Here is a 19,858-nt window from a genome sequence, read left to right on the forward strand (position 1 = left end):
TCTTCAGTTGACCGTCCCACCCTCTTCGGACAGCAGGTCCACAAAGGCCTGGATCGCGTCGGTAAGAACAACCGGCTGCTCGATGCAGGGAAGATGACCGGCATTCGGTATGACCTGGTAACGGGCTCCGGGAATGAGCTTTGCCATTTCACCGACAAGTTCCGGTGGCGTTGCACCGTCCTGATCACCCACTACGCACATCGCCGGCACGGCGATTCGCTTTGCTTCTTCCGTATAATCGGTGTCCCGGATTGCCGCGGCGGTGCCCATGTAACCGGCAGAGGGCGTTCTGCACAGCATATTGCGGTATCCGGCCAGCGCCTCGGGTTGTTCCTGTCTGAATTCGGTTGTGAACCAGCGCTCCAGAATATTGTCGGAAATCGCCTCGATACCTGCTGTTTCTATGGCGTCGATGCGGCTGTTCCACATGTCGGCCGTGCCGATCCGGTGGCCGGTGTCGCAAAGGACCAGTGCACGCACCAGATCCGGGCGGCTTGCATAAAGCCCCTGCGCGATCAGACCGCCAACCGAGAGACCGCAGACAATCGCGTTCTTCACGTCAAGGAGATCGAGCAACCCGGCAAGGTCAGCGACATGGTCGTCCATACTGCAGGGCGTTGTGCCGGTATCGGACAGCCCGTGGCCGCGCTTGTCATAGGTGATGATGGCGAATTCACCGGCGAGGCGCACGATGACATCGCGCCATATCCTGAAATCCGTTCCCAGCGAATTTGAAAAGACAATAACTGGCTTGCCCGCCGGCGCACCGATCAACTGGTAGTGCAGCGTAACGCCGTTGATATTTGCAAATTGCACGTTCTTATCCTCCGGAAGTCAGGCCCGAACGCACTCTCGCCAGGCAACTCGTTGTCCGAAATCGGATCGGCCCAACGGTATTACGGGCATGAAAGCAGATTGATTTCGGAAGGTAAAATGAAAAAACCCGGCTTTTTCATACCGGGTCTGATATGAGTTTTCGCACCAAAACGGCCAGACCCTACGTCACGGCACCTTTTACCATGAACCTGTCCTGTCTCCATTCCTCGGTCTTGAGGACGTCCAGCAGGTGGTCAACCGCATCATAAACATCGACGAAGCGCACATAGAGCGGCGCAAAGCCGAAACGTAAAATATCCGGCGCACGGAAATCTCCGATCACTCCGCGGGCAATGAGCGCCTGCATGATCGGAAAGGCATTTTCATGTGCAAAGCAGATCTGGCTACCGCGTTTTGCCGCATCGCGCGGGCTGGCCAGCGACAGGCTATATCCCGCACAGCGTTCCTCCACCAGCGCGATGAACAGTTCGCACAGTCTTACGGATTTTTCGCGGACCGCCTCCATGGAAACGCCGCTCCATATATCAAGCGCCGCATCAAGTGCCACCATGGACAGGATTGGCGGCGTGCCCGTCAGGAAACGATGAATGGTCGGCGCCGCTTTGAAGCTCGGCTCCATGGCAAAGGGCGACGTGTGCCCGAACCAGCCTGACAGGGGTTGCGCGACCTTGTCCTGGAGACGCGGTGCCACGTAGACAAAGGCCGGTGCGCCGGGTCCTCCATTTAGGTATTTGTAGCCGCATCCGATGGCGAAATCCGCGTTAGCCGCAGCCAGGTCCACCGGCAGGGCACCGGCCGAATGGGCAAGGTCCCAGATCATGACGGCACCCGCATCGTGAACCTTCGAGGTAACATCGGCCATATCATGCAGTTCACCGGTGCGGTAATTCACCTGTGTGAGCATGACTGCCGCCACGTCCTCGTCGATCGCACCGTTCAATTCGTCCGTCGAATCGATCAATCGCAATTCGTGCCCGCGGCCGGCAAATTCGGCAAGGCCTTCCGCAATATAAAGGTCGGTCGGGAAGTTGCTGCGCTCGGAAACGATCACGCCGCGGTCAGGACGCATTGAAAGAGCGGCTGCCAGTACCTTGAACAGATTGACCGATGTTGAATCGGTCACCGCCACGTCGTCCTTGCCGGCGCCGATCAGCGCGGCGATCTTTGCCCCCACCGTCTGCGGCAGCCTGTACCAGCCGGCACTGTTCCAGGAGGCGATGAGATCCTGACCCCATTCCTTTTCAAGACACCGCTGAACGCGTTCGGTTACGCATTGCTGCATCGGTCCGAGCGAGTTGCCGTCGAGATAGTTCAGCCCGTCACGCAGAACGAAAGCATCGCGCAATGCGGCCAGGCTGTCCTGCGCATCGAGTTTCAGGGCGTCGTTTCGGTCGGTCACCATATTGCTCTCCGTTCCGCTTGCGGCATTTGTTTTATGTTTAAAGTATATTGCCCCCGATTGGCAAACACCAAAATTGCGAACAGAAAATAATCGGCTTTGCGACATTGACGCGGGCCCGCGCATCTGTTTTCTCAGCGCCAATGAAACGATCGAAACGCACACGATGACCGAAAGAGCAGAAACAGCGCCCCGTCGTGTCAGCATATTCGGATCCACGGGTTCGATAGGCCGCAATACACTCGATGTCATTTCACATCTGGGCGGGCGCGATGCCTACAAGGTCCTGGCGGTCAGCGGCAAGGGCAATACCGATCTTCTGGCCCGTCAGGCGAAGGAATGCGGCGCCGAAATCGCGGTCACAGCCGATGAAACCCGGTATGGCGATCTGAAACAGGCCCTCTCCGGCAGCGGCATCGAGGCAGCGGCCGGAAAGGCGGCGCTGATCGAGGCAGCCGAGCGTGAGGTCGACTGGTTCATGGCGGGTATTGTGGGCATGGCAGGCCTCGCCCCGACCCTGGCTGCAGCAGGGCGCGGTGCCGATATCGCACTTGCCAACAAGGAATGCCTGGTATCTGCGGGTGAACTTTTTCACCGTGAGATCGAATCCGGCGGCGGCCGCCTGCTTCCGGTCGACAGCGAACACAATGCGATCCACCAGGTTTTCGACAACAGCCAGCGTCACAGCATCGAGCGCATTATCCTGACGGCGTCAGGCGGGCCGTTCCGATCGCTTAACCTTGATGAAATGGCCGCCGTGTCGCCCGACATGGCCGCTGCCCATCCGAATTGGTCCATGGGCGTCAAGATTTCCATCGACAGCGCCTCGATGTTCAACAAGGCGCTGGAGATGATCGAGGCAATGCACCTGTTCGACATGCGCCCCGACCAGATCGAGGTCATCATTCATCCGCAGTCGGTCATACATTCGATGGTCGGCTACAGCGATGGATCGGTGCTGGCGCAGCTTGGAACGCCCGACATGCGCACCGCCATCGGCTACAGCCTCGCCTATCCGAAAAGGCCGTCCCTGCCGATCGAGCGGCTTGATTTCGCGCGCCTCGCCCGGCTCGATTTCGACGCCCCCGACGAAAGCCGTTTCCCTTCGCTTGGGCTTGCCCGGCGCGCCATGGAAGCCGGCGGTCTTTCCGGCGCCATATTGAACGGTGCCAAGGAAGTGGCTCTCGAAGCCTTTATCGACCGGCAGATCGGCTTTCTTGAAATGGCCGACATCGTGGAAAATGTCATGGACAAGCTGGGGACCGGTGGCGAGGCAATATCCATAGAGGCCGTCTATGAGGCAGACGATACCGCACGGCTGCTTGCGCGCGAGCTTGTGGCGAACCGTTCTGCAAGACCGCTTGTAAACTGAATTTCAGTTAATTCTTGAACCCGTTTCCGCGCCGTTCACTTTGCGTTCATCCAGCATCGACTATGGATTCCGCGTTCTGAAAATGAGCCGTTTGCGGGGATATTTCAGCACTGCGTATTTTCACTTCGCCGGAAAATGGCCGCAAGGTGATGCAACGGTTGTGAAATTATGTATTCTGCAATCTTCTTTCCTGCGGTGGGAAAGGTATCGGAGGCTATGACATGAAGAATATTCTGGCGCTCGTCGTTGTTGGTTTGGCCATTGCCGGCTGCACACCGACGCAGCAGGGCGCAACAATTGGCGCTGCATCGGGGGCCGCAATTGGCGGCATTGCAACCGGTACAACCCAGGGAGCACTTGTCGGGGCCGCAATCGGCGGTGTCGCCGGTGCACTGGTCGGCCGCGTGGCCGAGAACTCTGACGACTGCTATTATCGCGACCGCTACGGCCGCCGCTACACGGCCAGATGTCCTGACGGTTATTGACCGTCCGGACTCCACTACCCGCACCCAATCAACAGACAATATGCCCCCGGGGTTCACTCCGGTGGCATCATGGCATATGCCGCAGTTCTTTTATAAAAATATGTCGGTCCCAAGCCGTTCTTCAATCGCGCCCAATCCGCGGTTCAGCGCTTCAAAGTTCTCGTTTCCCAGTATATCCTTAAGTCCGGTCTCGAATGCATGGGCAAGTTCCGCGAGCTTCTTGTAGCTACGCGCGCCTTCCCGCGTCAGCACCAGATGTTCGACCCGCCGGTCGTTTTCGTCCGTGGTTCTCTTCAGCCATTTGCGCTCCTCGAGTGACTGGACGGCCCGGCTGACCTTGGTTTTGTGCATCGATGAATGCGCGCCGATGGCGGTCGCCGTCAGGGTTCCGTATTGCCCGAGGGTCGCAAGCGTGCGCCATTCGGGGCGGGTCAGGCCCGCATGGTCCTTGTAGATGGTGGCGAAGCGGCGGCTAACCAGTTCATTGGCGCGGTTGAGTTTGTATGGAACGAACGCTTCAAGCGCTAGGGCGATCTCGTCTGTCTGATCCATGGGCGACTCCGTTTGATAGTTACAAATTCAATTGTTACATGTGAAACAAAATTAGAAAAGCGTATATGAGGGATAAAATGTCTGACGCCTACATGCCTGGCTTCGGCAATGATTTCGAAACGGAATCGCTGCCGAACGCACTGCCACAGGGGCAGAACAGCCCGCAAAAATGCAATTACGGGCTTTACGCCGAACAGCTTTCCGGCTCTCCGTTCACCGCACCGCGCGGCACCAATGAACGGTCATGGCTTTACCGGATCAGACCGAGCGTACGCCACACATCCCGTTTTTCGGTCCACGAACATGAACACTGGAAGACCGGCCCGCATATCTGTGACGATGTCATGCCGATCGGCCAGCTGCGCTGGGATCCGCTTCCCATGCCGAATGAAAAGACCAGTTTCATCGAGGGCGTGCGCACCATGACCACGGCCGGCGACGTTCACACCCAGGTTGGCATGGCGACCCATGCCTATGTGTGCAACACGCCGATGGTCGACGACTATTTCTTCAATTCCGATGCTGAGCTGCTCGTCGTTCCCCAGACAGGAACGCTGGAAATTTTCACCGAGATGGGCAAGATCACCGTTGAGCCCACCGAAATCTGCATCATCCCGCGCGGCATGATCTTCCAGGCAAGCCCGGTGGACGGCGAAGCGCGCGGCTACATCTGCGAAAACTACGGCGCCAAGTTCACCCTGCCGGACCGCGGCCCCATCGGCGCCAACTGCCTTGCCAATCCGCGCGATTTCAAGACGCCTGTTGCCGCATGGGAGGACAAGGAAACCACCTGTCGCGTGCATGTAAAATGGTGCGGGCGCTTTTATGTGACGGAGATCGGCCATTCGCCGCTCGACGTCATTGCCTGGCACGGCAATTACGCGCCCTACAAATACGATCTGAAGACCTTCTCGCCGGTCGGTGCGATCCTGTTCGATCACCCCGATCCGTCGATCTTCACGGTGCTGACTGCGCCGAGCGGCGAAGCGGGCACCGCTAATATCGATTTCGTCATTTTCCCGCCGCGCTGGATGGTCGCCGAGCATACGTTCCGGCCACCCTGGTATCACCGCAACATCATGTCCGAATTCATGGGCCTCGTTCACGGCCAGTACGATGCCAAGGAAGAGGGATTCGTGCCGGGTGGCATGAGCCTGCACAACATGATGTTGCCGCACGGACCCGACACGATGGGTTTCGAGAAAGCGTCGAATGTCGACCTCGGACCGACCAAGCTCGACGAAACCTTGGCCTTCATGTTCGAAACGCGCTTTCCGCAGCATGTCACCGCCTACGCCATGGGCCTGGAAACGCTGCAGGACGATTATATCGATTGCTGGAAGGGGCTGAAAAAACGCTTCAACGGCACAATTGAGGGAAACTGGGACTGATATGAAACTCGCTACACTCAAAGACGGCACACGCGACGGAAAACTGGCGGTCGTGTCAAGGGATCTGACCTATTGCACGGTCGTCAATCACATTGCACCGACGCTGCAGGCAGCGCTCGATGACTGGGCCAATGTTGCGCCGCGCCTCGAGCGGGCCGCCGAAACGCTGGAATCCGGCTCACAGCCGACCGAGCGTTTCCACGAGCACGATGCAGCTTCACCGCTGCCCCGCGCCTATCAGTGGGCCGACGGTTCGGCCTATGTCAATCACGTGGAACTGGTGCGCAAGGCGCGCAACGCCGAGATGCCGCCGAGCTTCTGGACCGATCCGCTGATGTACCAGGGCGGCTCCGACGCCTTTCTAAACCCCCGCGATCCGATTGTCATGGAAGACGAAGCCTGGGGCATCGATATGGAAGGTGAAATCGCCGTTATCGTGGATGATGTGCCGATGGGTGCAAGCATTGACGAGGCACGCGATGCCATTCGCCTCGTCATGCTCGTCAACGATGTCTCGTTGCGCGGTCTGATCCCGGCGGAACTCGGCAAGGGCTTCGGCTTTTTCCAGTCGAAACCCTCGTCCGCCTTTTCGCCGGTCGCCGTCACACCCGATGAACTGGGCGATGCGTGGGATGGCGGCAAGGTCAACCTGCCGCTCCTGGTCGACTATAACGGCCAGCCCTTTGGCCGCGCCAATGCCGGCATCGACATGACCTTCGATTTCCCGCAGCTCATTGCGCACGCAGCAAAGAGCCGTCCGCTTTCGGCCGGCGCCGTCATCGGCTCGGGCACGGTCTCCAACAAGATGGAGGACGGCAGCCCCGGCAAGCCTGTCGCTGAAGGCGGCGTCGGCTATTCCTGCATTGCCGAAATCCGCATGATCGAGACCATCAATGACGGCAAGCCGGCAACCGGCTTCATGAAGTTCGGAGACACCGTGCGCATCGAGATGAAGGATGGCGACGGCCACTCCATCTTCGGAGCGATCGAGCAGACCGTCGAACCCTACAAGAAGGAAGCCTGACAATGGCCAAGGAATTTGCGTCCCGCGGGGACATGACCGACAAAAATATCAGCTTCTCCGAAATCGGCCGGGACCTTTGGGCCTTCACCGCCGAGGGCGATCCGAACACCGGCGTCATCATCGGCGACGACAGCGTTATGATCGTCGACGCCCAGGCAACGCCGCGCCTTGCCAACATGGTGGTGGAGAAGATTCGCTCCGTCACCGACAAGCCGATCAAATATGTGGTTCTGTCGCATTACCATGCCGTGCGCGTGCTCGGTGCCTCGGCCTACAATGCCGAGCAGATCATCGCCTCCGAAAAATGCCGCTCCATGGTCGCCGAGCGCGGCCAGGAGGACTGGGATTCAGAGTTCGAACGCTTTCCGCGGCTCTTCCAGGGCCATGAGAGCATTCCGGGCCTGACCTGGCCGACCATGACCTTCACGCAGAAGATGACGGTCTATCTCGGCAAACGCAGGATCGATCTGATGCATCTCGGCCGTGCCCACACCGCCGGTGACATTGTCGCATGGGTGCCCGATGAGGGCGTCATGTTTACCGGCGATATCGTCGAATACCATTCGGCCTGCTATTGCGGCGACGGCCATTTCGGCGACTGGAGCGCAACACTCGACGCAATCGAGTCCTTCAACCCGCGGGCAATCGCCCCGGGACGCGGCGATGCGCTTGTCGGCGACAAAATGGTAACGGCGGCGATTGAAAGCACCCGCGATTTTGTTTCCAGCACCTATCGCCCGGCGGCAGCCGTTGCCGCACGCGGCGGCACCCTCAAGGAAGCATGGGATGCCGTTCGCGCCGAATGCGATCCGAAATTTTCCGACTATGCGATCTACGAACACTGCCTGCCCTTCAATGTCGCCCGCGCCTATGACGAAGCGCTCGGCATGGACACGCCGCGTATCTGGACCGCCGAACGGGACAAGGAAATGTGGGAAGCCCTGCAGGGCTAAACCAGACGCAGTTAGTACAGGGAGGTCAATTTGAGTAAGATTTTCGAAACGCCGCTTTACCCCTATCACCGCTCACCGGATCAGGATGCGCCGTCGCCGGTGCGCCATCCGGTCATCGTGATCGGCGCCGGCCCCATCGGGCTGGCGGCGGCCATCGACCTGGCCCAGCACGATGTGCCTGTCGTTGTCGTCGATGAGAACGACAAGGTGAGCTTCGGCTCACGCGCCATCTGCTACGCCAAGCGGCCTTTGGAAATCCTCGACCGCCTTGGATGCGGCGACGAGTTTGTCGACAAAAGCGTCGTCTGGAAGCTCGGTAAGGTCTTTTTCGACGATCGCCGTATCTACGAATTCGATCTCTTGCCCGAGGAAGGCCACAAGCGGCCCGCCTTCATCAATCTGCAGCAGTATCATTTTGAGGAATACCTGGTGCACCGGGTGCAGGCGCTGCAGGAAGAGGGCAAGCAGATCGAGATACGCGGCAACAGCCGCGTCGCCAAGATCGATCCGAAGGACGATTTCGTCGCTGTCACCATCGACACACCGGAAGGCTCATACAAGCTCGAATGCGACTGGCTGATTGCCTGCGACGGCGCCACCTCGCCGGCACGCAAGATGCTCGGTCTCGACTTCATCGGCCGCGTCTTCGAAGACAACTTCCTCATTGCAGATGTTATCATGGAGGCGGACTTTCCGACCGAGCGCTGGTTCTGGTTCGACCCGCCCTTCAACCGCAACCAGTCTGCACTTTTACACAAGCAGCCCGACAATGTCTGGCGCATCGACCTGCAGCTTGGCTGGAACATCGACAAGGAAAAGGAAAAGAAACCCGAAAACGTCATCCCGCGGCTGAAAGCGATGCTCGGCGAGGATGCTAAATTCGAGCTCGAATGGGTGTCGATCTATACGTTCCAGTGCCGCCGCATGGAAAAGTTCCGTCATGGCCGTGTGCTGTTTGCAGGCGATTCCGCCCACCAGGTCTCGCCTTTCGGTGCGCGCGGCGCCAATTCCGGGCTTCAGGACACCGACAATCTGATCTGGAAGCTGAAGCTCATCATGGACGGCATCGCACCGGAAAGCCTGCTCGACAGCTACGATTACGAGCGTGTTCTCGGCGCCGATGAGAACATCATGAACTCATCCCGTTCAACCGATTTCATCACACCCAAGTCCGAAAACAGCCGGACATTCCGCGATGCGGTCCTCGATCTTGCCGAGCGGTATGAATTTGCCCGTCCGCTGGTGAATTCCGGCCGGCTTTCCGTCCCGAGCATCTATGACGGATCGTCCCTTAACGGCGACGATCACCCGGATCTGCCGCCGCGCACAAGGCCCGGCGCACCAGTCGTGGACGCACCGGTGGGCGAGGAATGGCTGACGGACCTTACCGGCAACCGTTTCCAGCTTCTGGGGATTAACTTGCAGGTGCCGGAAAGCCTCGATATCGACGGTGTTGCGGTCGAAGGGCTGAATATCCAGTCCCATGATCCGAATGACCATCTGCACAAGCGTTATCTCGGAAAGGAAGAGCAGGCCGTTTACCTGTTCCGCCCCGATCAGCACGTTGCCGCGCGCTGGACCGGCTATGACGAGGCGACGGTGCGCGGTGCCGTCAACCGGGCAACCGGCCGGGTCTAGAACGAGATGGGAAACGACATGACCAAACTCAACACCAAAACAAACATCAGCAGCCCGGACGATTTCTATGCCGACCTTCTGGCGGCCCATGAGGGGCTGAGCAAAGCCGAGAGCGATGCATTCAATGCCCGCCTCATCCTGCTCCTGGCCAATCACATCGGCGAGCGCAAAATCCTGGCGGAGGCGCTGGAGGCCGCAAAGGCGTAGCCAGCCTCTGCAGTCGGCGGAAATTACGGTGCCGGAGCCGGCTTGGGGCTAGATAGTTACATTTGTAACTATTATTGTCTGTGCATACAAACAGTGGAGACCAAATTATGAAGATCGAACAGATCCACCACGTCGCCTATCGCTGCAAGGACGCGAAGGAAACCGTCGAGTGGTATTCGAAGATGCTGAATATGGATTTTGTCCTGGCAATCGCCGAAGACCATGTCCCCTCGACCCATGAACCGGACCCGTATATGCACCTGTTCCTGGACGCCGGCAACGGCAACGGCAACATTCTGGCGTTTTTCGAACTTCCGACAAAGCCCGAAATGGGCCGCGATCCAAACACGCCGGTCTGGGTCCAGCACATCGCATTCAAGGTCAAGGACCGCGATGCGCTGCTTGAATACAAGGAGCATCTGGAGAAGAACGGTGTCGAAGTGCTTGGCGTGACCGACCACTCCATCTTCCACTCGATCTATTTCTTCGATCCGAGCGGCCACCGCATCGAGCTTGCCTGTCCGGATCCGGAAGAAGAAGAAATGCTCAAGCGCATGGATGCGGTCAAGTGGGATATGCTTGAAGAATGGTCAAAGACCAAGCGTGCACCGAAACATGCCGACTGGCTGCATGCCAAGGAACTTGATAAACAGCTCTAGTCGCTTGGTTTGCGCGCCGCTTGCCGGCGCGCAAACCTGCAACGGGGAGATCAAATGACACCGGTTCTTTACGACTACTGGCGTTCATCGGCGAGCTACCGGGTGCGCATTGCACTGAACCTGCTCGGTATCGACTACAACGCTGTCAATGTGGATCTTCTCAAAAAGCAGCACCTGGACCCGGATCATCTCACCCGCAATCCGCAGGGACTGGTCCCCGCGCTTGAAATCGACGGCGAAATGCTCACGCAATCGCTGTCGATCATCGAATATCTCGACGAGACCCGTTCGGCCGGCTTCCTGCCGGACGGTGCCGTCGACCGCGCCCGAGTGCGGTCGCTTTCCTACATCATTGCCATGGAAATCCATCCGGTCTGTAACCTGTCGGTTGTCGCCGATGTCATGGAGCGTTCCGGCGGCGGCGATCAAGTCCGCTCCGAATGGATGCAGAAATATATCCGTAAAGGGCTGCTCGCCTTTGAGGCAAAACTCGGTGACGGCAAATCCGGCGCCTTTTGCCACGGCGACAATCCGACCATGGCCGATATCTGCCTGATACCGCAGATCTACAACGCCAACCGCTGGGGCGCGGATATTTCAGATCTGTCGCGCATCAACGCCATCGTCGCGAATTGTGCTGCTATTGAAGCCTTCGCTGCTGCCCACCCGGACCGGATCGGCCCGCCAAGTTAGACAGCATTTGCGGAAGGGCTCCTGAATGCCTTTCCGGCAGGTACAGACAGCGTACAAACCCAACCACTGAGATCGCGGCCTATACCAGCTCTCGACCCACTGCGGACCTTCGGTTCGTCGCCCGGTCACCCCAAATTGGCCAGCAGCTTATCGGCCTTTGCAAGATCCGGCATTCCGGCCCCTTCTGTAAATCGGGCGCGCAATGGTTTTAGCCAGTCGCGCGCTTTGTTGCGCTCGCCGGCATCAGCCCACAGCACCGCGAGATCGCACATTGCGCGCAACTCAAGCGACAGAGCCTGCTGGTCGCGGGCTATTTCTATTGCCCTGAGAAGTTCACGTTGAGCCTCATCGGTCAGTCCTACGCTTTTGCGTGTTAAAGCCAATGCACGCAAGCGATGAATGTCGGAAGCAAACGGTTTGTCGCTACTTTCTTTCAGCACTGCGAATGCACTGGCAAACAGCCGGTCCGCATCATCATGGCGACCCGACGCCGATTGAGCATCGGCAGCCAGACTCAAATGAAATGCTTCCAGCCGTGCCGCACCTATTTGCCGGGCAGCCTCCAGGCCGGATAACAAATGTTCGATACCATCGCCTGGAACATCCTTGGACACTGCCCAGCCCAGATAAATGCGGCCCCACGCATCCCACAGCGCGAGCGACTTTTCTTCGGAAAGGCTCAGGGTTTCTTCGGCGGCTTCCCTGACACGGTTGAAATCCCCCAGCCAGATATTCGTCAGGCAAACACCGTAGCAGAGCGAAAGACCAATCGTGTTGGGATGATCGGTTTGCCGTGCCCAATCAAGTGATGCTTCCGCCGCTGACTGAGCCTGTTCCATATATCCAAGATGCCACAGATTCCACGCCTTGTAATTTGTTGCCGCCACCCGGGGATCATGTCCATAGCTGAAGGCGAGGTCGCGGTGACGGCTTTCGTCATAAATATTCAACGCCCGTTCAACCAGCTCGAGCGATTGCCTGTACTCGGTCATATGAAAACGCTCAAGCGCGAGCATACGAGCGGATATGCATTTGGCACCATCGTCGTCTGTTGTCGCAACGATTTCTGCGAGCCTGTTGGCAATTTCCAGAGACGGCTTGTTGCTGATGTATCGGCTGGCCCAGAGGCCGAACAGGGACGGAACCAGCAGCTGCGCCTCGCCAATCACCTCCGCGAGTTCCAATGCGCGCTCAAAAGCGTTCATGGTGGCCGGTGCCTGGTAGCCAAGATGTGCGATCAGTGCCTGACCAAGCTTCACCTGAAGTTCCAGTTCCCGATGCTGCCATTCCGGCCCCTCTTCAAATCCCTGAATGAGATGAATCGCGGCTTGGAAGCTGGAGATCGCTTCCTTGTAGGCAGGGCGCTCCATCGCCAGCGCTGCTGCCGCGGACCAGTGCTCAATGGCTTTTACTGCCATACCGGCAGCTTCGGCATGACGAGCAAGAACCTCCGGAATAACGTCTTCCTGCTGCTCTAGTATCTTAACCAACCTGCCGTGGAGGTCCTGCCGCTTACGCTTAAGCAGGCTTTCATATGCGGCATCTCGAACCAAAGCATGCTTAAAGATGAAGCCGCCCGCCGCCGTTGAACCGCGCCGAAAGACCAGCTCGGCAGCAATGAGCCGATCCAATGCCGATGCGAGTTCGGGTTCCTTGCGGTCAACGATCTGCGCAAGCAGTGGAAAATCGAATTCGCGACCAATACAGGCTGCCGCCTGGGCGACTTCCTTTACATCGGGGAACCTGTCCAAACGCGACATGAGCGAGTCATGTAAGGAGGCAGGGATCGTTGTTTCACCCGTTTCCAGCACCGCCTTGGTCAATTCCTCGACAAATAGCGGCACGCCATCGGTTCGGGCGATGATGGTTTCTATTGTCTCCTGCGGCAAACCTTCACCGCCCAATCGTTCGATAATATCCTTCAAACCTGCGCGGCCAAGTCGATTGAGCGTCAGTCGCGTAACATGCGGATGACCGGCGAGTTCGGGTTGGTTGTCCGGGCGGCTCGTCAACAATACCATGACAGAACAGTCCGCAATCACATCGAGGCTCCGTTCGAGCATTTCCAAAGTGGTTGGATCAATCCAATGAGTATCTTCAAACACCACCAGAACGGGTTGATGCGCGGCCAGTTCGGTGAGTTGATTGATCAAGGCTTCCAATGTCCGCTCACGTCGCACCGGAGGTGTGAGGTCCAGTCGTCGATACTGCGGGCTTTCGTCCAATCCGAGCAAATCGGCGAGGAGCGAAATGTCTTGCTCGGACGAGTGAGTTGCCAGCAACAGCTTTTCCAACTTCTCAAGCTGCGCGGCAGGATCATCCCGGGCTTCAATACCAGCGGCATGGCGCAATTGCTGCACGACCGGCCAGAATGCACTGCCTGCGTGAAACGGTGAGCACTGATAGCGAATGCGCGTATGTGCCTGGCTCGCCAGGCTGTCAATCAAACCTCCAACGATGCGCGATTTGCCGATGCCTGCTTCGCCAACAAGGAGTACGCCCTGGCCTTCACTACCGTCGACTTGAGTCCAACGCTCCAATAACAGCGCCAACTCCTGATCACGCCCGACCATTGGCAGGATTTGAGAACCTCTAGCCTCATAGCGGCTTTCAACAGAGCGCTGGCCGGTCACCCGGAACACTTCAATGGGTTCGGTGATGCCCTTGAGCTTTTTGCTGCCCAAAGAAACGTAATCGAAAAGTCCACCTGCCAGCAGCTGAGTAGACTTGGCGATAGCGACCGAGTTCGGTTCGGCCAGTTCCTGGAGCCGAGCAGCAAGGTTCGGTGTTTCACCGGTGACGGCGGCCTCCTGCGCGGCTCCCTCGCCGATTATGTCGCCAACGACCACCGGACCGGTGGCGATGCCGATGCGAACTTTCAAATGCTCAGTCTCGCCTCCGGCAAGCTCGATTTGGGATACAGCGTCCACCAGACCCAGCCCGGCGCTCAACGCTCGTTCCGCTTCATTCTCATGACCATGTGGCCAGCCGAAATAGGCCAGGACCCCGTCTCCCATGAACTTGGCAACATAGCCGTCATAGCGGGCTATGATGCCGGCACAGACATCCTGATACGCGCGTATCGCTTCCCGGTAGTCTTCCGGATCCAAACGGGTTGATAGTGCCGTGGAACCCGCAAGATCGCAGAACATGACCGTTAGCTGGCGCCGCTCGGCCGTCGCATGATGTTCAACAGGTTGATCGGCGCCATCTTCAACCGCGACTGTTGCAGGTTCGTGGTCTGCTTCTGACCGCAAGGCCTTGAGTATCCGGCGTCGCGGCCCGAGGGGCAGTCCGATATCCTTTAGATCTTCGTCGCTCAATTCAGCCAGGTCGGCATACTCGACCTCATTATCGGCAAAATTTGCGGCGTACTTGCCAAGCCCCAACGCTTCTAGCCAATTTACCAATTCAGACATCGCCGTGCTCCCTGATTGCCAGTTTACTTCCGCAGGTCGATCTCTGGAAGCGGTATCAGGAAAGTCGACATGGCGCCTCTCACCCTTCACCAAGGTCACGGTGAATTGGACTTGCCGCCGCATGGCCTTCGGCATCCGGCGGCTCGTTTTCTGGCCGGTCCTTCAGCCCTGTGGTAGTCTGCTTGGCGGTTGTTGGAGTGAAAATCTGATGTCTCCGGGTAGCATTGAGATCCTTCTCGGCACCACCAAAGGCGCCTTTGTTCTGTCGGGTGGAGAGAACCGCGCCGATTGGAACATCAAAGGCCCGTTCTGCGATGGCTGGCCGGTCAATCATGTTATCGGCGATCCGGCCACCGGCACACTTTGGGCCGGCGGTGGCGGTGACTGGAACGGCGCCGGCATCTGGCGTTCGGACAATGGTGGCGAAACCTGGGACGTTACCAGACTCACCAAGGGTACAATGGACGATTGGGCCGCCGGTGATCCGGATTTTGCAAGCACGATCGGCTGGAACGACGAACCGCTGCCTTTTACAGATGAGTTCTCCCAGATCTGGTCGCTCGCCCAGGGACACGGCACACTCTATGCCGGCACCAAGCCTGCAGGCCTGTTGGCGAGCAAGGACGGCGGCAACACCTGGACAAAGGTAAAATCGCTGACGGACCATCCATCTGCAAAGGACTGCAACCCCGGCGCCGCCGGACTGGTGCTGCACACAATCGTGCCCGACCCTTCCCATGCTCATAGAATGTGGATCGGCATTTCCGCAGCGGGCGTGTTTGCGACAGAGGATGGCGGGGAAACCTGGGAGCGCCGCAATCGCCTGTCGAACGCGGAGGCCTGCGAAACGCACGATCACCCGGCCGCTCCGCGCGACGGCGAAACCGGGCACTGCGTTCACAATATGATGCTCGCGCCCGGCACCAGTGATCTGCTTTACCAACAGAACCATCATGGCGTCTGGCGTTCCTCCGATGGCGGCCGCAGCTGGGACGACATCACAAAAGGACTTCCTTCCACTTTTGGCTTTCCGATACGGATTCATCCACGCAATCCGAAAACGATCTGGACGATACCGCTGAACGGCGACAGCATCGGGCGCTTTCCACCGGATGCTGCGGCAGCCGTCTGGCGCTCGCGCGATGGCGGGGAAAGCTGGCAGGACATGCGGGATGGATTGCCGCAAGAGGGCTGCTTTTTCACCGTGCTCCGTCAGGCCATGGCCGGGGATGCACGCGAGCCTGCGGGCATCTATTTCGGCACAAACAGCGGCTCGGTGTTCGCCAGCTTGAACGAAGGTGACAACTGGCAAGAGATTGCCCGGCATCTGCCGACCATTCTTTCGGTCGAAGTTCTCGACCACGGCCGGTAGCCGGCCGCCAGCCTCCTTGGCTGATCCACTGCAAACAGGTTCCGCAAGGGGCGCGCAGCATTTACTCCATCGGCATCGATGTCTAGCGCCATTGCGCCAGGGCCGCTTCCTCGGCACTGATCCGCACCGTCAGCATTGCCGCATTGAGAGCGGAGAATATGGCGGCGACGGTGGGCAGGCCGAAGATCATCGGCACCGTGAAAATCTCGGCTATGACCAGCAGGTAGTTTGGGTGTTTGACCCATGCAAATGGCCCTGTGGTCACCAGCGGCGCGGGCAGCACGATTATGCGCGTGGTCCACCGGCTGCCCAGGCTGCAGATGATCCACACACGCATCGCCTGCAAGGCCACGAAAACTGCCAGCCACGGAAACGAAAGGATCTGCCCGATCCCGAACCAGGCCAGCGCCGCGAACCAGGCGCCATGCAGGCCGATCATGTAGGGATAATGCCCGGCCCCGTATTCGGTCGCGCCTTTCGCCAGCAACCTTCTGGTGTTCCGTCCAGACAGTAACAGTTCGCACAGCCGCTGAACCACAAGGAAGACCAGCAGGATCAGTGCAGGTAGGGAAACCGACAATTCAAACACCCTCAATTGGCAGAAAGGACGCGGTGAATCCGGGGCCAAAGGCGCACATCAGCATGTCGCCCTTCTGGTCCGTTTCAAGAACCCGTTTGAGGACGAAAAGCACCGTCGGTGCCGACATATTGCCGAAATCACGCAGGACTTTGCGTTCGACGCCCAGACTGTCCGGTTGCAGATCCAGCGACTGTTCGATCGCCTGCAGCACCTTGGTGCCGCCCGGATGGAAGACGAAGCGGTCGATCTCGCCTGCATCCATGCCGAGATTTGAAAGGGCATCGGAAACGGCAGCGGAAAGGTGTTGCCTGGTGAAGTCTGGTATCGCCTTGTCGAAGATGACTCCCAGAGAATTGTCGCTGACGTCCCATCCCATGATTGAAAGTGTCTCGGGCCAGGTCTTTTGCGTACCCCTGCCGATGAGAATGTCGCGCTTTCCGAGACGGCCTGAAGCGGAGGTGACGCATACAGCGGCAGCGCCATCGCCGAACAGGGCCGCGCCGATGATGTCGGCCTTGCGTGGGACGCCCGCACAGAAGGAAACCGAACAGGCTTCGACCGCCACGAGCAGCACCCTGGCACCCTCATGCGCCGCCGCCAGATCGCGGGCGATCGCCAGGCCTGAAACTCCTCCGGCACAGCCGAGCCCGAAAACCGGAACCCGCATGATATCGTCGCGAAATCCCATTTCGATGAGCGCCCTCGCCTCAAGTGACGGCGTCGCGATACCGGTTGAAGAAACCGTGACGACGGCATCGACTTCATCCGCTGCCCAGTCCGCATCCTTGAGCGCGGCTCCTGCTGCTTCAACAAAAAGCGCTGTCGTGCCGCGCAGATAGGCTTCATTGCGTTCAGGCCAACTCTTCGGCGTCTCGAACCAGGAAACATCCGTCACCGTATAGCGTGTGTCGATACCGGCATTTTCGAATGCCTTTGCCATACGTTCGAACTGGCCGAATTTGGCGCCAAGGGTACGGCGCGCCCAGTCCAGGACCACGTTTTGCGGTATTCTGACGCCGGGAACGGCGGTGGAAATTCCGGCCAGTCTCACACGCAACATACATCTCCAAGATAATGTGGTGTAAATCTTCCGGTTCCATATAGGCGGAAGGCTCCATCGGCCGATATGACGGGGCGTAAACTCTGATGACGTTCTGGTGAAGCGCGTTATGACCGCGCGTGCAGTGCGCCTGCCGGCGCTGGGGTTGACAATCGCTCAGACCTAAAAAAACCCCGCCGCGTCCAGCGCAGCGGGGTTTCCTTTTTGAAGAACCGGCCGGGCCGCTATTCGGCCGCGTCCACCTTCAGAACGCCGCGGCGGATCTGGTCTTCCTCGATGGATTCGAATAAGGCGCGGAAATTGCCCTCGCCAAAGCCTTCGTCACCCTTGCGCTGGATGAACTCGAAGAAGATCGGACCGATCACGGTCTTCGAGAAGATCTGTAAAAGGATCTTCGTCATGCCGCCATCAATGACACCTTCGCCGTCAATAAGGATGCCGTGTTTGGCCATCCGGTCGAGCGGCTCTTCATGACCGTTGACCCGCTCATGCGAGTTTTCATAATAGGTCGGCGGTGGACCCGGCATGAATTTCAGCCCGTTGTCGGCAAGCGCGTCGGTGGCGTCGTAAATATCGTCGGTGCCAACGGCAATGTGCTGGATGCCTTCGCCCTTGTACTTGCGCAGATATTCCTCGATCTGGCTCTTGTCGTCGGTCGACTCGTTGAGCGGAATGCGGATTTTCTGGCATGGCGACGTGATGGCGCGCGAAACGAGCCCGGTCATCTTGCCTTCAATGTCGAAGAAATGGATCTGTTTGAAGCCGAACATTTCGCGATAGAAATCCCACCACTTGTCCATATTGCCACGGAAGACATTGTGGGTCAGATGGTCGAGATAATAAAAGCCGACACCCGTCGGCTTGGGGTCGCGCTCGCCGAGCCATTCGAATTCGGCATCGTAGACCGACCCCTTGTCGCCATAGATGTCGACAAAATAAAGCAACGATCCGCCGATACCGACAATCGCCGGCACATCAAGCGCCTTGTCGTCACCTTCATAGGGCGTCGCACCCTTGGAAACCGCGTGGTCGAACGCATGCTTTGCATCGACGACACGCCAGGCCATGGACGGAGCGCACGGGCCGTGCAGATCGATGAAGCGGTCGGCGAACGAACCTTTTTCTGCATTCAGTATGTAGTTGACGTCACCCTGGCGCCAGACCGTTATGTTCTTGGTCTTGTGGCGTGCCACGGGCTTGTAACCCATCTTCTCGAACAGAGCTTCGAGCTTTTCCGGTTCGGGATGCGCAAATTCGACGAATTCGAAACCGTCGGTACCTGCCGGGTTTTCTTTGCTGATTTCTGCCGGCGGCGCGTTGTGTGGAAACGGACCCATAGGAGCACTCCTCAATTTGTTTGATTTATTCGTCATTATCGCGCAAAAACACCGCACAATGCTTGCAATCTGCACTCGTAATGGCGATTATTCGCACAGTTCTTGCATAAACAAAGAGAAAGACGCACGATCCTATGCTCGATCAATTCGACCGGAAAATCCTTGAGGAATTGCAGAAGGATGCGCGGCTGACCAATGGGGACCTGTCGGAACGGATCAACCTTTCACCGTCCCAGTGTTCGCGCCGGCGCATACGGCTTGAAGAGGAGGGTTACATACTCGGCTATTACGCCGGACTGGACCGCACGATGCTTGGCCTGGGCATTGTGAATATCATTACCGTGACGCTCGACACCCACAACAGGGACAATGCCCACCGCTTCGGAGAACTGATCAACCGGCTGCCCGAGGTTCTGGAGGCCCATGCGCTGACAGGCGAGATGGATTACATGCTCAAGGTCGTCACCGCAGACCTGAAGGCGCTCTCCGGTTTCGTCAACGATGTGCTGTTGCCGCACGAATCCGTCCGCCACGTCAAATCGGCCATCGTGCTGGAAACCCTGAAGGACACCCACGCCCTGCCGTTGAACTGACTTTATTCAGACAATCGCTCTAGACAGTTACAAAAATAAGCCGTTGCATGCGGCCGCGCTCCGAAGGGTCAGTTCCCGACCGGGCGCTCAAAAATACTGCGGTCGGCCGCTCGGCTTTATGCCTTGCGGACCGGTCTGCCGAACAAACAGATCGAAGGGGTACGAACAAGGAAACATTCAGCGTCATGGCGTCGCCGCTATGCGTATCCGATTGGCATGTAAACCATATCGGCATTGATATGCATCAGGCGGGTTTTTTCATTTTACCTTCACATTTCAAACTGCTT

General features: G+C 58.2%; 18 protein-coding genes. 11 read left to right on the top strand and 7 right to left on the bottom strand.

Annotated elements, in window-relative coordinates; all coding sequences use genetic code 11:
* Window positions 1-3: 3 nt before the first annotated feature.
* Together pcaD and kynU are read right to left on the bottom strand one after the other, a co-directional pair.
* Window positions 4-816, bottom strand: a complete 813-nt coding sequence (gene pcaD, locus ABVT35_RS23780; protein ID WP_368469931.1) for a 3-oxoadipate enol-lactonase — start codon at window positions 814-816, stop codon at window positions 4-6.
* Between the two features lie 181 nt (window positions 817-997).
* On the bottom strand, window positions 998-2,239 hold the full coding sequence (gene kynU / locus ABVT35_RS23785; protein WP_368469934.1) for a kynureninase: 1,242 nt from the start codon (window positions 2,237-2,239) through the stop codon (window positions 998-1,000).
* A gap of 163 nt (window positions 2,240-2,402) precedes the next feature.
* Here kynU and dxr point away from each other — a divergent pair, with 163 nt between their 5' ends.
* Both dxr and ABVT35_RS23795 read left to right on the top strand, forming a co-directional pair.
* Window positions 2,403-3,608 (top strand): 1-deoxy-D-xylulose-5-phosphate reductoisomerase, encoded by a 1,206-nt coding sequence (gene dxr, locus ABVT35_RS23790; RefSeq protein ID WP_368469936.1) that lies wholly within the window; start codon window positions 2,403-2,405, stop codon window positions 3,606-3,608.
* Window positions 3,609-3,829: 221 nt separating this feature from the next.
* Window positions 3,830-4,093, top strand: a complete 264-nt coding sequence (locus ABVT35_RS23795) for a YMGG-like glycine zipper-containing protein (protein ID WP_368469937.1) — start codon at window positions 3,830-3,832, stop codon at window positions 4,091-4,093.
* 90 nt (window positions 4,094-4,183) lie between these two features.
* Here ABVT35_RS23795 and ABVT35_RS23800 read toward each other — a convergent pair whose 3' ends face one another.
* On the bottom strand, window positions 4,184-4,645 hold the full coding sequence (locus tag ABVT35_RS23800; RefSeq protein WP_368469939.1) for a MarR family winged helix-turn-helix transcriptional regulator: 462 nt from the start codon (window positions 4,643-4,645) through the stop codon (window positions 4,184-4,186).
* A gap of 77 nt (window positions 4,646-4,722) precedes the next feature.
* Here ABVT35_RS23800 and hmgA point away from each other — a divergent pair, with 77 nt between their 5' ends.
* The 7 genes from hmgA to maiA all read left to right on the top strand — a co-directional run bounded on the left by hmgA (window position 4,723) and on the right by maiA (window position 11,210).
* On the top strand, window positions 4,723-6,036 hold the full coding sequence (gene hmgA / locus ABVT35_RS23805; RefSeq protein WP_368469940.1) for a homogentisate 1,2-dioxygenase: 1,314 nt from the start codon (window positions 4,723-4,725) through the stop codon (window positions 6,034-6,036).
* Between the two features lies 1 nt (window position 6,037).
* Entirely contained in the window at window positions 6,038-7,060 is a 1,023-nt protein-coding gene (locus ABVT35_RS23810; RefSeq protein WP_368469941.1) for a fumarylacetoacetate hydrolase family protein, read from the top strand.
* 2 nt (window positions 7,061-7,062) lie between these two features.
* The gene (locus tag ABVT35_RS23815) at window positions 7,063-8,013 is read left to right on the top strand and encodes an MBL fold metallo-hydrolase (protein ID WP_368469942.1); all 951 of its coding nucleotides are present in this window, start codon (window positions 7,063-7,065) and stop codon (window positions 8,011-8,013) included.
* Between the two features lie 30 nt (window positions 8,014-8,043).
* Window positions 8,044-9,651 carry an FAD-dependent oxidoreductase gene (locus tag ABVT35_RS23820; protein WP_368469944.1) on the top strand — a complete coding sequence of 536 codons (1,608 nt, stop codon included), beginning with the start codon at window positions 8,044-8,046 and terminating at the stop codon, window positions 9,649-9,651.
* A gap of 18 nt (window positions 9,652-9,669) precedes the next feature.
* The gene (locus ABVT35_RS23825) at window positions 9,670-9,858 is read left to right on the top strand and encodes a DUF2783 domain-containing protein (protein ID WP_368469945.1); all 189 of its coding nucleotides are present in this window, start codon (window positions 9,670-9,672) and stop codon (window positions 9,856-9,858) included.
* A gap of 107 nt (window positions 9,859-9,965) precedes the next feature.
* Window positions 9,966-10,517, top strand: a complete 552-nt coding sequence (locus ABVT35_RS23830) for a VOC family protein (RefSeq protein ID WP_368469947.1) — start codon at window positions 9,966-9,968, stop codon at window positions 10,515-10,517.
* A 54-nt stretch (window positions 10,518-10,571) separates the two neighbouring features.
* Entirely contained in the window at window positions 10,572-11,210 is a 639-nt protein-coding gene (maiA, locus tag ABVT35_RS23835; RefSeq protein WP_368469950.1) for a maleylacetoacetate isomerase, read from the top strand.
* 125 nt (window positions 11,211-11,335) lie between these two features.
* Here maiA and ABVT35_RS23840 read toward each other — a convergent pair whose 3' ends face one another.
* Complete coding sequence (locus ABVT35_RS23840) at window positions 11,336-14,629, bottom strand: adenylate/guanylate cyclase domain-containing protein (RefSeq protein WP_368469952.1); 3,294 nt, start codon at window positions 14,627-14,629, stop codon at window positions 11,336-11,338.
* Window positions 14,630-14,837: 208 nt separating this feature from the next.
* Between ABVT35_RS23840 and ABVT35_RS23845 the strand changes: the two genes are divergently transcribed.
* A complete protein-coding gene (locus tag ABVT35_RS23845) occupies window positions 14,838-16,001 on the top strand; it encodes a WD40/YVTN/BNR-like repeat-containing protein (protein WP_368469953.1) in 1,164 nt (387 codons plus the stop codon).
* A gap of 82 nt (window positions 16,002-16,083) precedes the next feature.
* On the opposite strand, the gene ABVT35_RS23850 is transcribed toward ABVT35_RS23845, so the two are convergent.
* From ABVT35_RS23850 to hppD, 3 genes are all read right to left on the bottom strand, one after another.
* A complete protein-coding gene (locus tag ABVT35_RS23850) occupies window positions 16,084-16,581 on the bottom strand; it encodes an isoprenylcysteine carboxyl methyltransferase family protein (RefSeq protein WP_368469954.1) in 498 nt (165 codons plus the stop codon).
* A gap of 1 nt (window position 16,582) precedes the next feature.
* A complete protein-coding gene (locus ABVT35_RS23855) occupies window positions 16,583-17,641 on the bottom strand; it encodes a type III polyketide synthase (protein ID WP_368469955.1) in 1,059 nt (352 codons plus the stop codon).
* 224 nt (window positions 17,642-17,865) lie between these two features.
* Entirely contained in the window at window positions 17,866-18,978 is a 1,113-nt protein-coding gene (hppD, locus tag ABVT35_RS23860) for a 4-hydroxyphenylpyruvate dioxygenase (RefSeq protein WP_368469957.1), read from the bottom strand.
* 134 nt (window positions 18,979-19,112) lie between these two features.
* On the opposite strand from hppD, the gene ABVT35_RS23865 reads away from it, so the two are divergent.
* On the top strand, window positions 19,113-19,571 hold the full coding sequence (locus ABVT35_RS23865) for an Lrp/AsnC family transcriptional regulator (RefSeq protein WP_368469958.1): 459 nt from the start codon (window positions 19,113-19,115) through the stop codon (window positions 19,569-19,571).
* The last annotated feature ends 287 nt before the right edge of the window (window positions 19,572-19,858 follow it).

The sequence above is a fragment of the Hoeflea sp. TYP-13 genome, assembly GCF_040932035.1.
In the GTDB taxonomy this organism is placed as follows: Bacteria; Pseudomonadota; Alphaproteobacteria; order Rhizobiales; family Rhizobiaceae; genus Hoeflea_A.

Coding starts and splice junctions, on each gene's coding strand:
- kynU (WP_368469934.1), bottom strand. CDS start 2,239: ATGGTGACCGACCGAAACGACGCCCTGAAACTCGATGCGCAGGACAGC.
- dxr (WP_368469936.1), top strand. CDS start 2,403: ATGACCGAAAGAGCAGAAACAGCGCCCCGTCGTGTCAGCATATTCGGA.
- ABVT35_RS23795 (WP_368469937.1), top strand. CDS start 3,830: ATGAAGAATATTCTGGCGCTCGTCGTTGTTGGTTTGGCCATTGCCGGC.
- ABVT35_RS23800 (WP_368469939.1), bottom strand. CDS start 4,645: ATGGATCAGACAGACGAGATCGCCCTAGCGCTTGAAGCGTTCGTTCCA.
- hmgA (WP_368469940.1), top strand. CDS start 4,723: ATGTCTGACGCCTACATGCCTGGCTTCGGCAATGATTTCGAAACGGAA.
- ABVT35_RS23810 (WP_368469941.1), top strand. CDS start 6,038: ATGAAACTCGCTACACTCAAAGACGGCACACGCGACGGAAAACTGGCG.
- ABVT35_RS23815 (WP_368469942.1), top strand. CDS start 7,063: ATGGCCAAGGAATTTGCGTCCCGCGGGGACATGACCGACAAAAATATC.
- ABVT35_RS23825 (WP_368469945.1), top strand. CDS start 9,670: ATGACCAAACTCAACACCAAAACAAACATCAGCAGCCCGGACGATTTC.
- ABVT35_RS23830 (WP_368469947.1), top strand. CDS start 9,966: ATGAAGATCGAACAGATCCACCACGTCGCCTATCGCTGCAAGGACGCG.
- maiA (WP_368469950.1), top strand. CDS start 10,572: ATGACACCGGTTCTTTACGACTACTGGCGTTCATCGGCGAGCTACCGG.
- ABVT35_RS23840 (WP_368469952.1), bottom strand. CDS start 14,629: ATGTCTGAATTGGTAAATTGGCTAGAAGCGTTGGGGCTTGGCAAGTAC.
- ABVT35_RS23845 (WP_368469953.1), top strand. CDS start 14,838: ATGTCTCCGGGTAGCATTGAGATCCTTCTCGGCACCACCAAAGGCGCC.
- ABVT35_RS23855 (WP_368469955.1), bottom strand. CDS start 17,641: ATGTTGCGTGTGAGACTGGCCGGAATTTCCACCGCCGTTCCCGGCGTC.
- hppD (WP_368469957.1), bottom strand. CDS start 18,978: ATGGGTCCGTTTCCACACAACGCGCCGCCGGCAGAAATCAGCAAAGAA.
- ABVT35_RS23865 (WP_368469958.1), top strand. CDS start 19,113: ATGCTCGATCAATTCGACCGGAAAATCCTTGAGGAATTGCAGAAGGAT.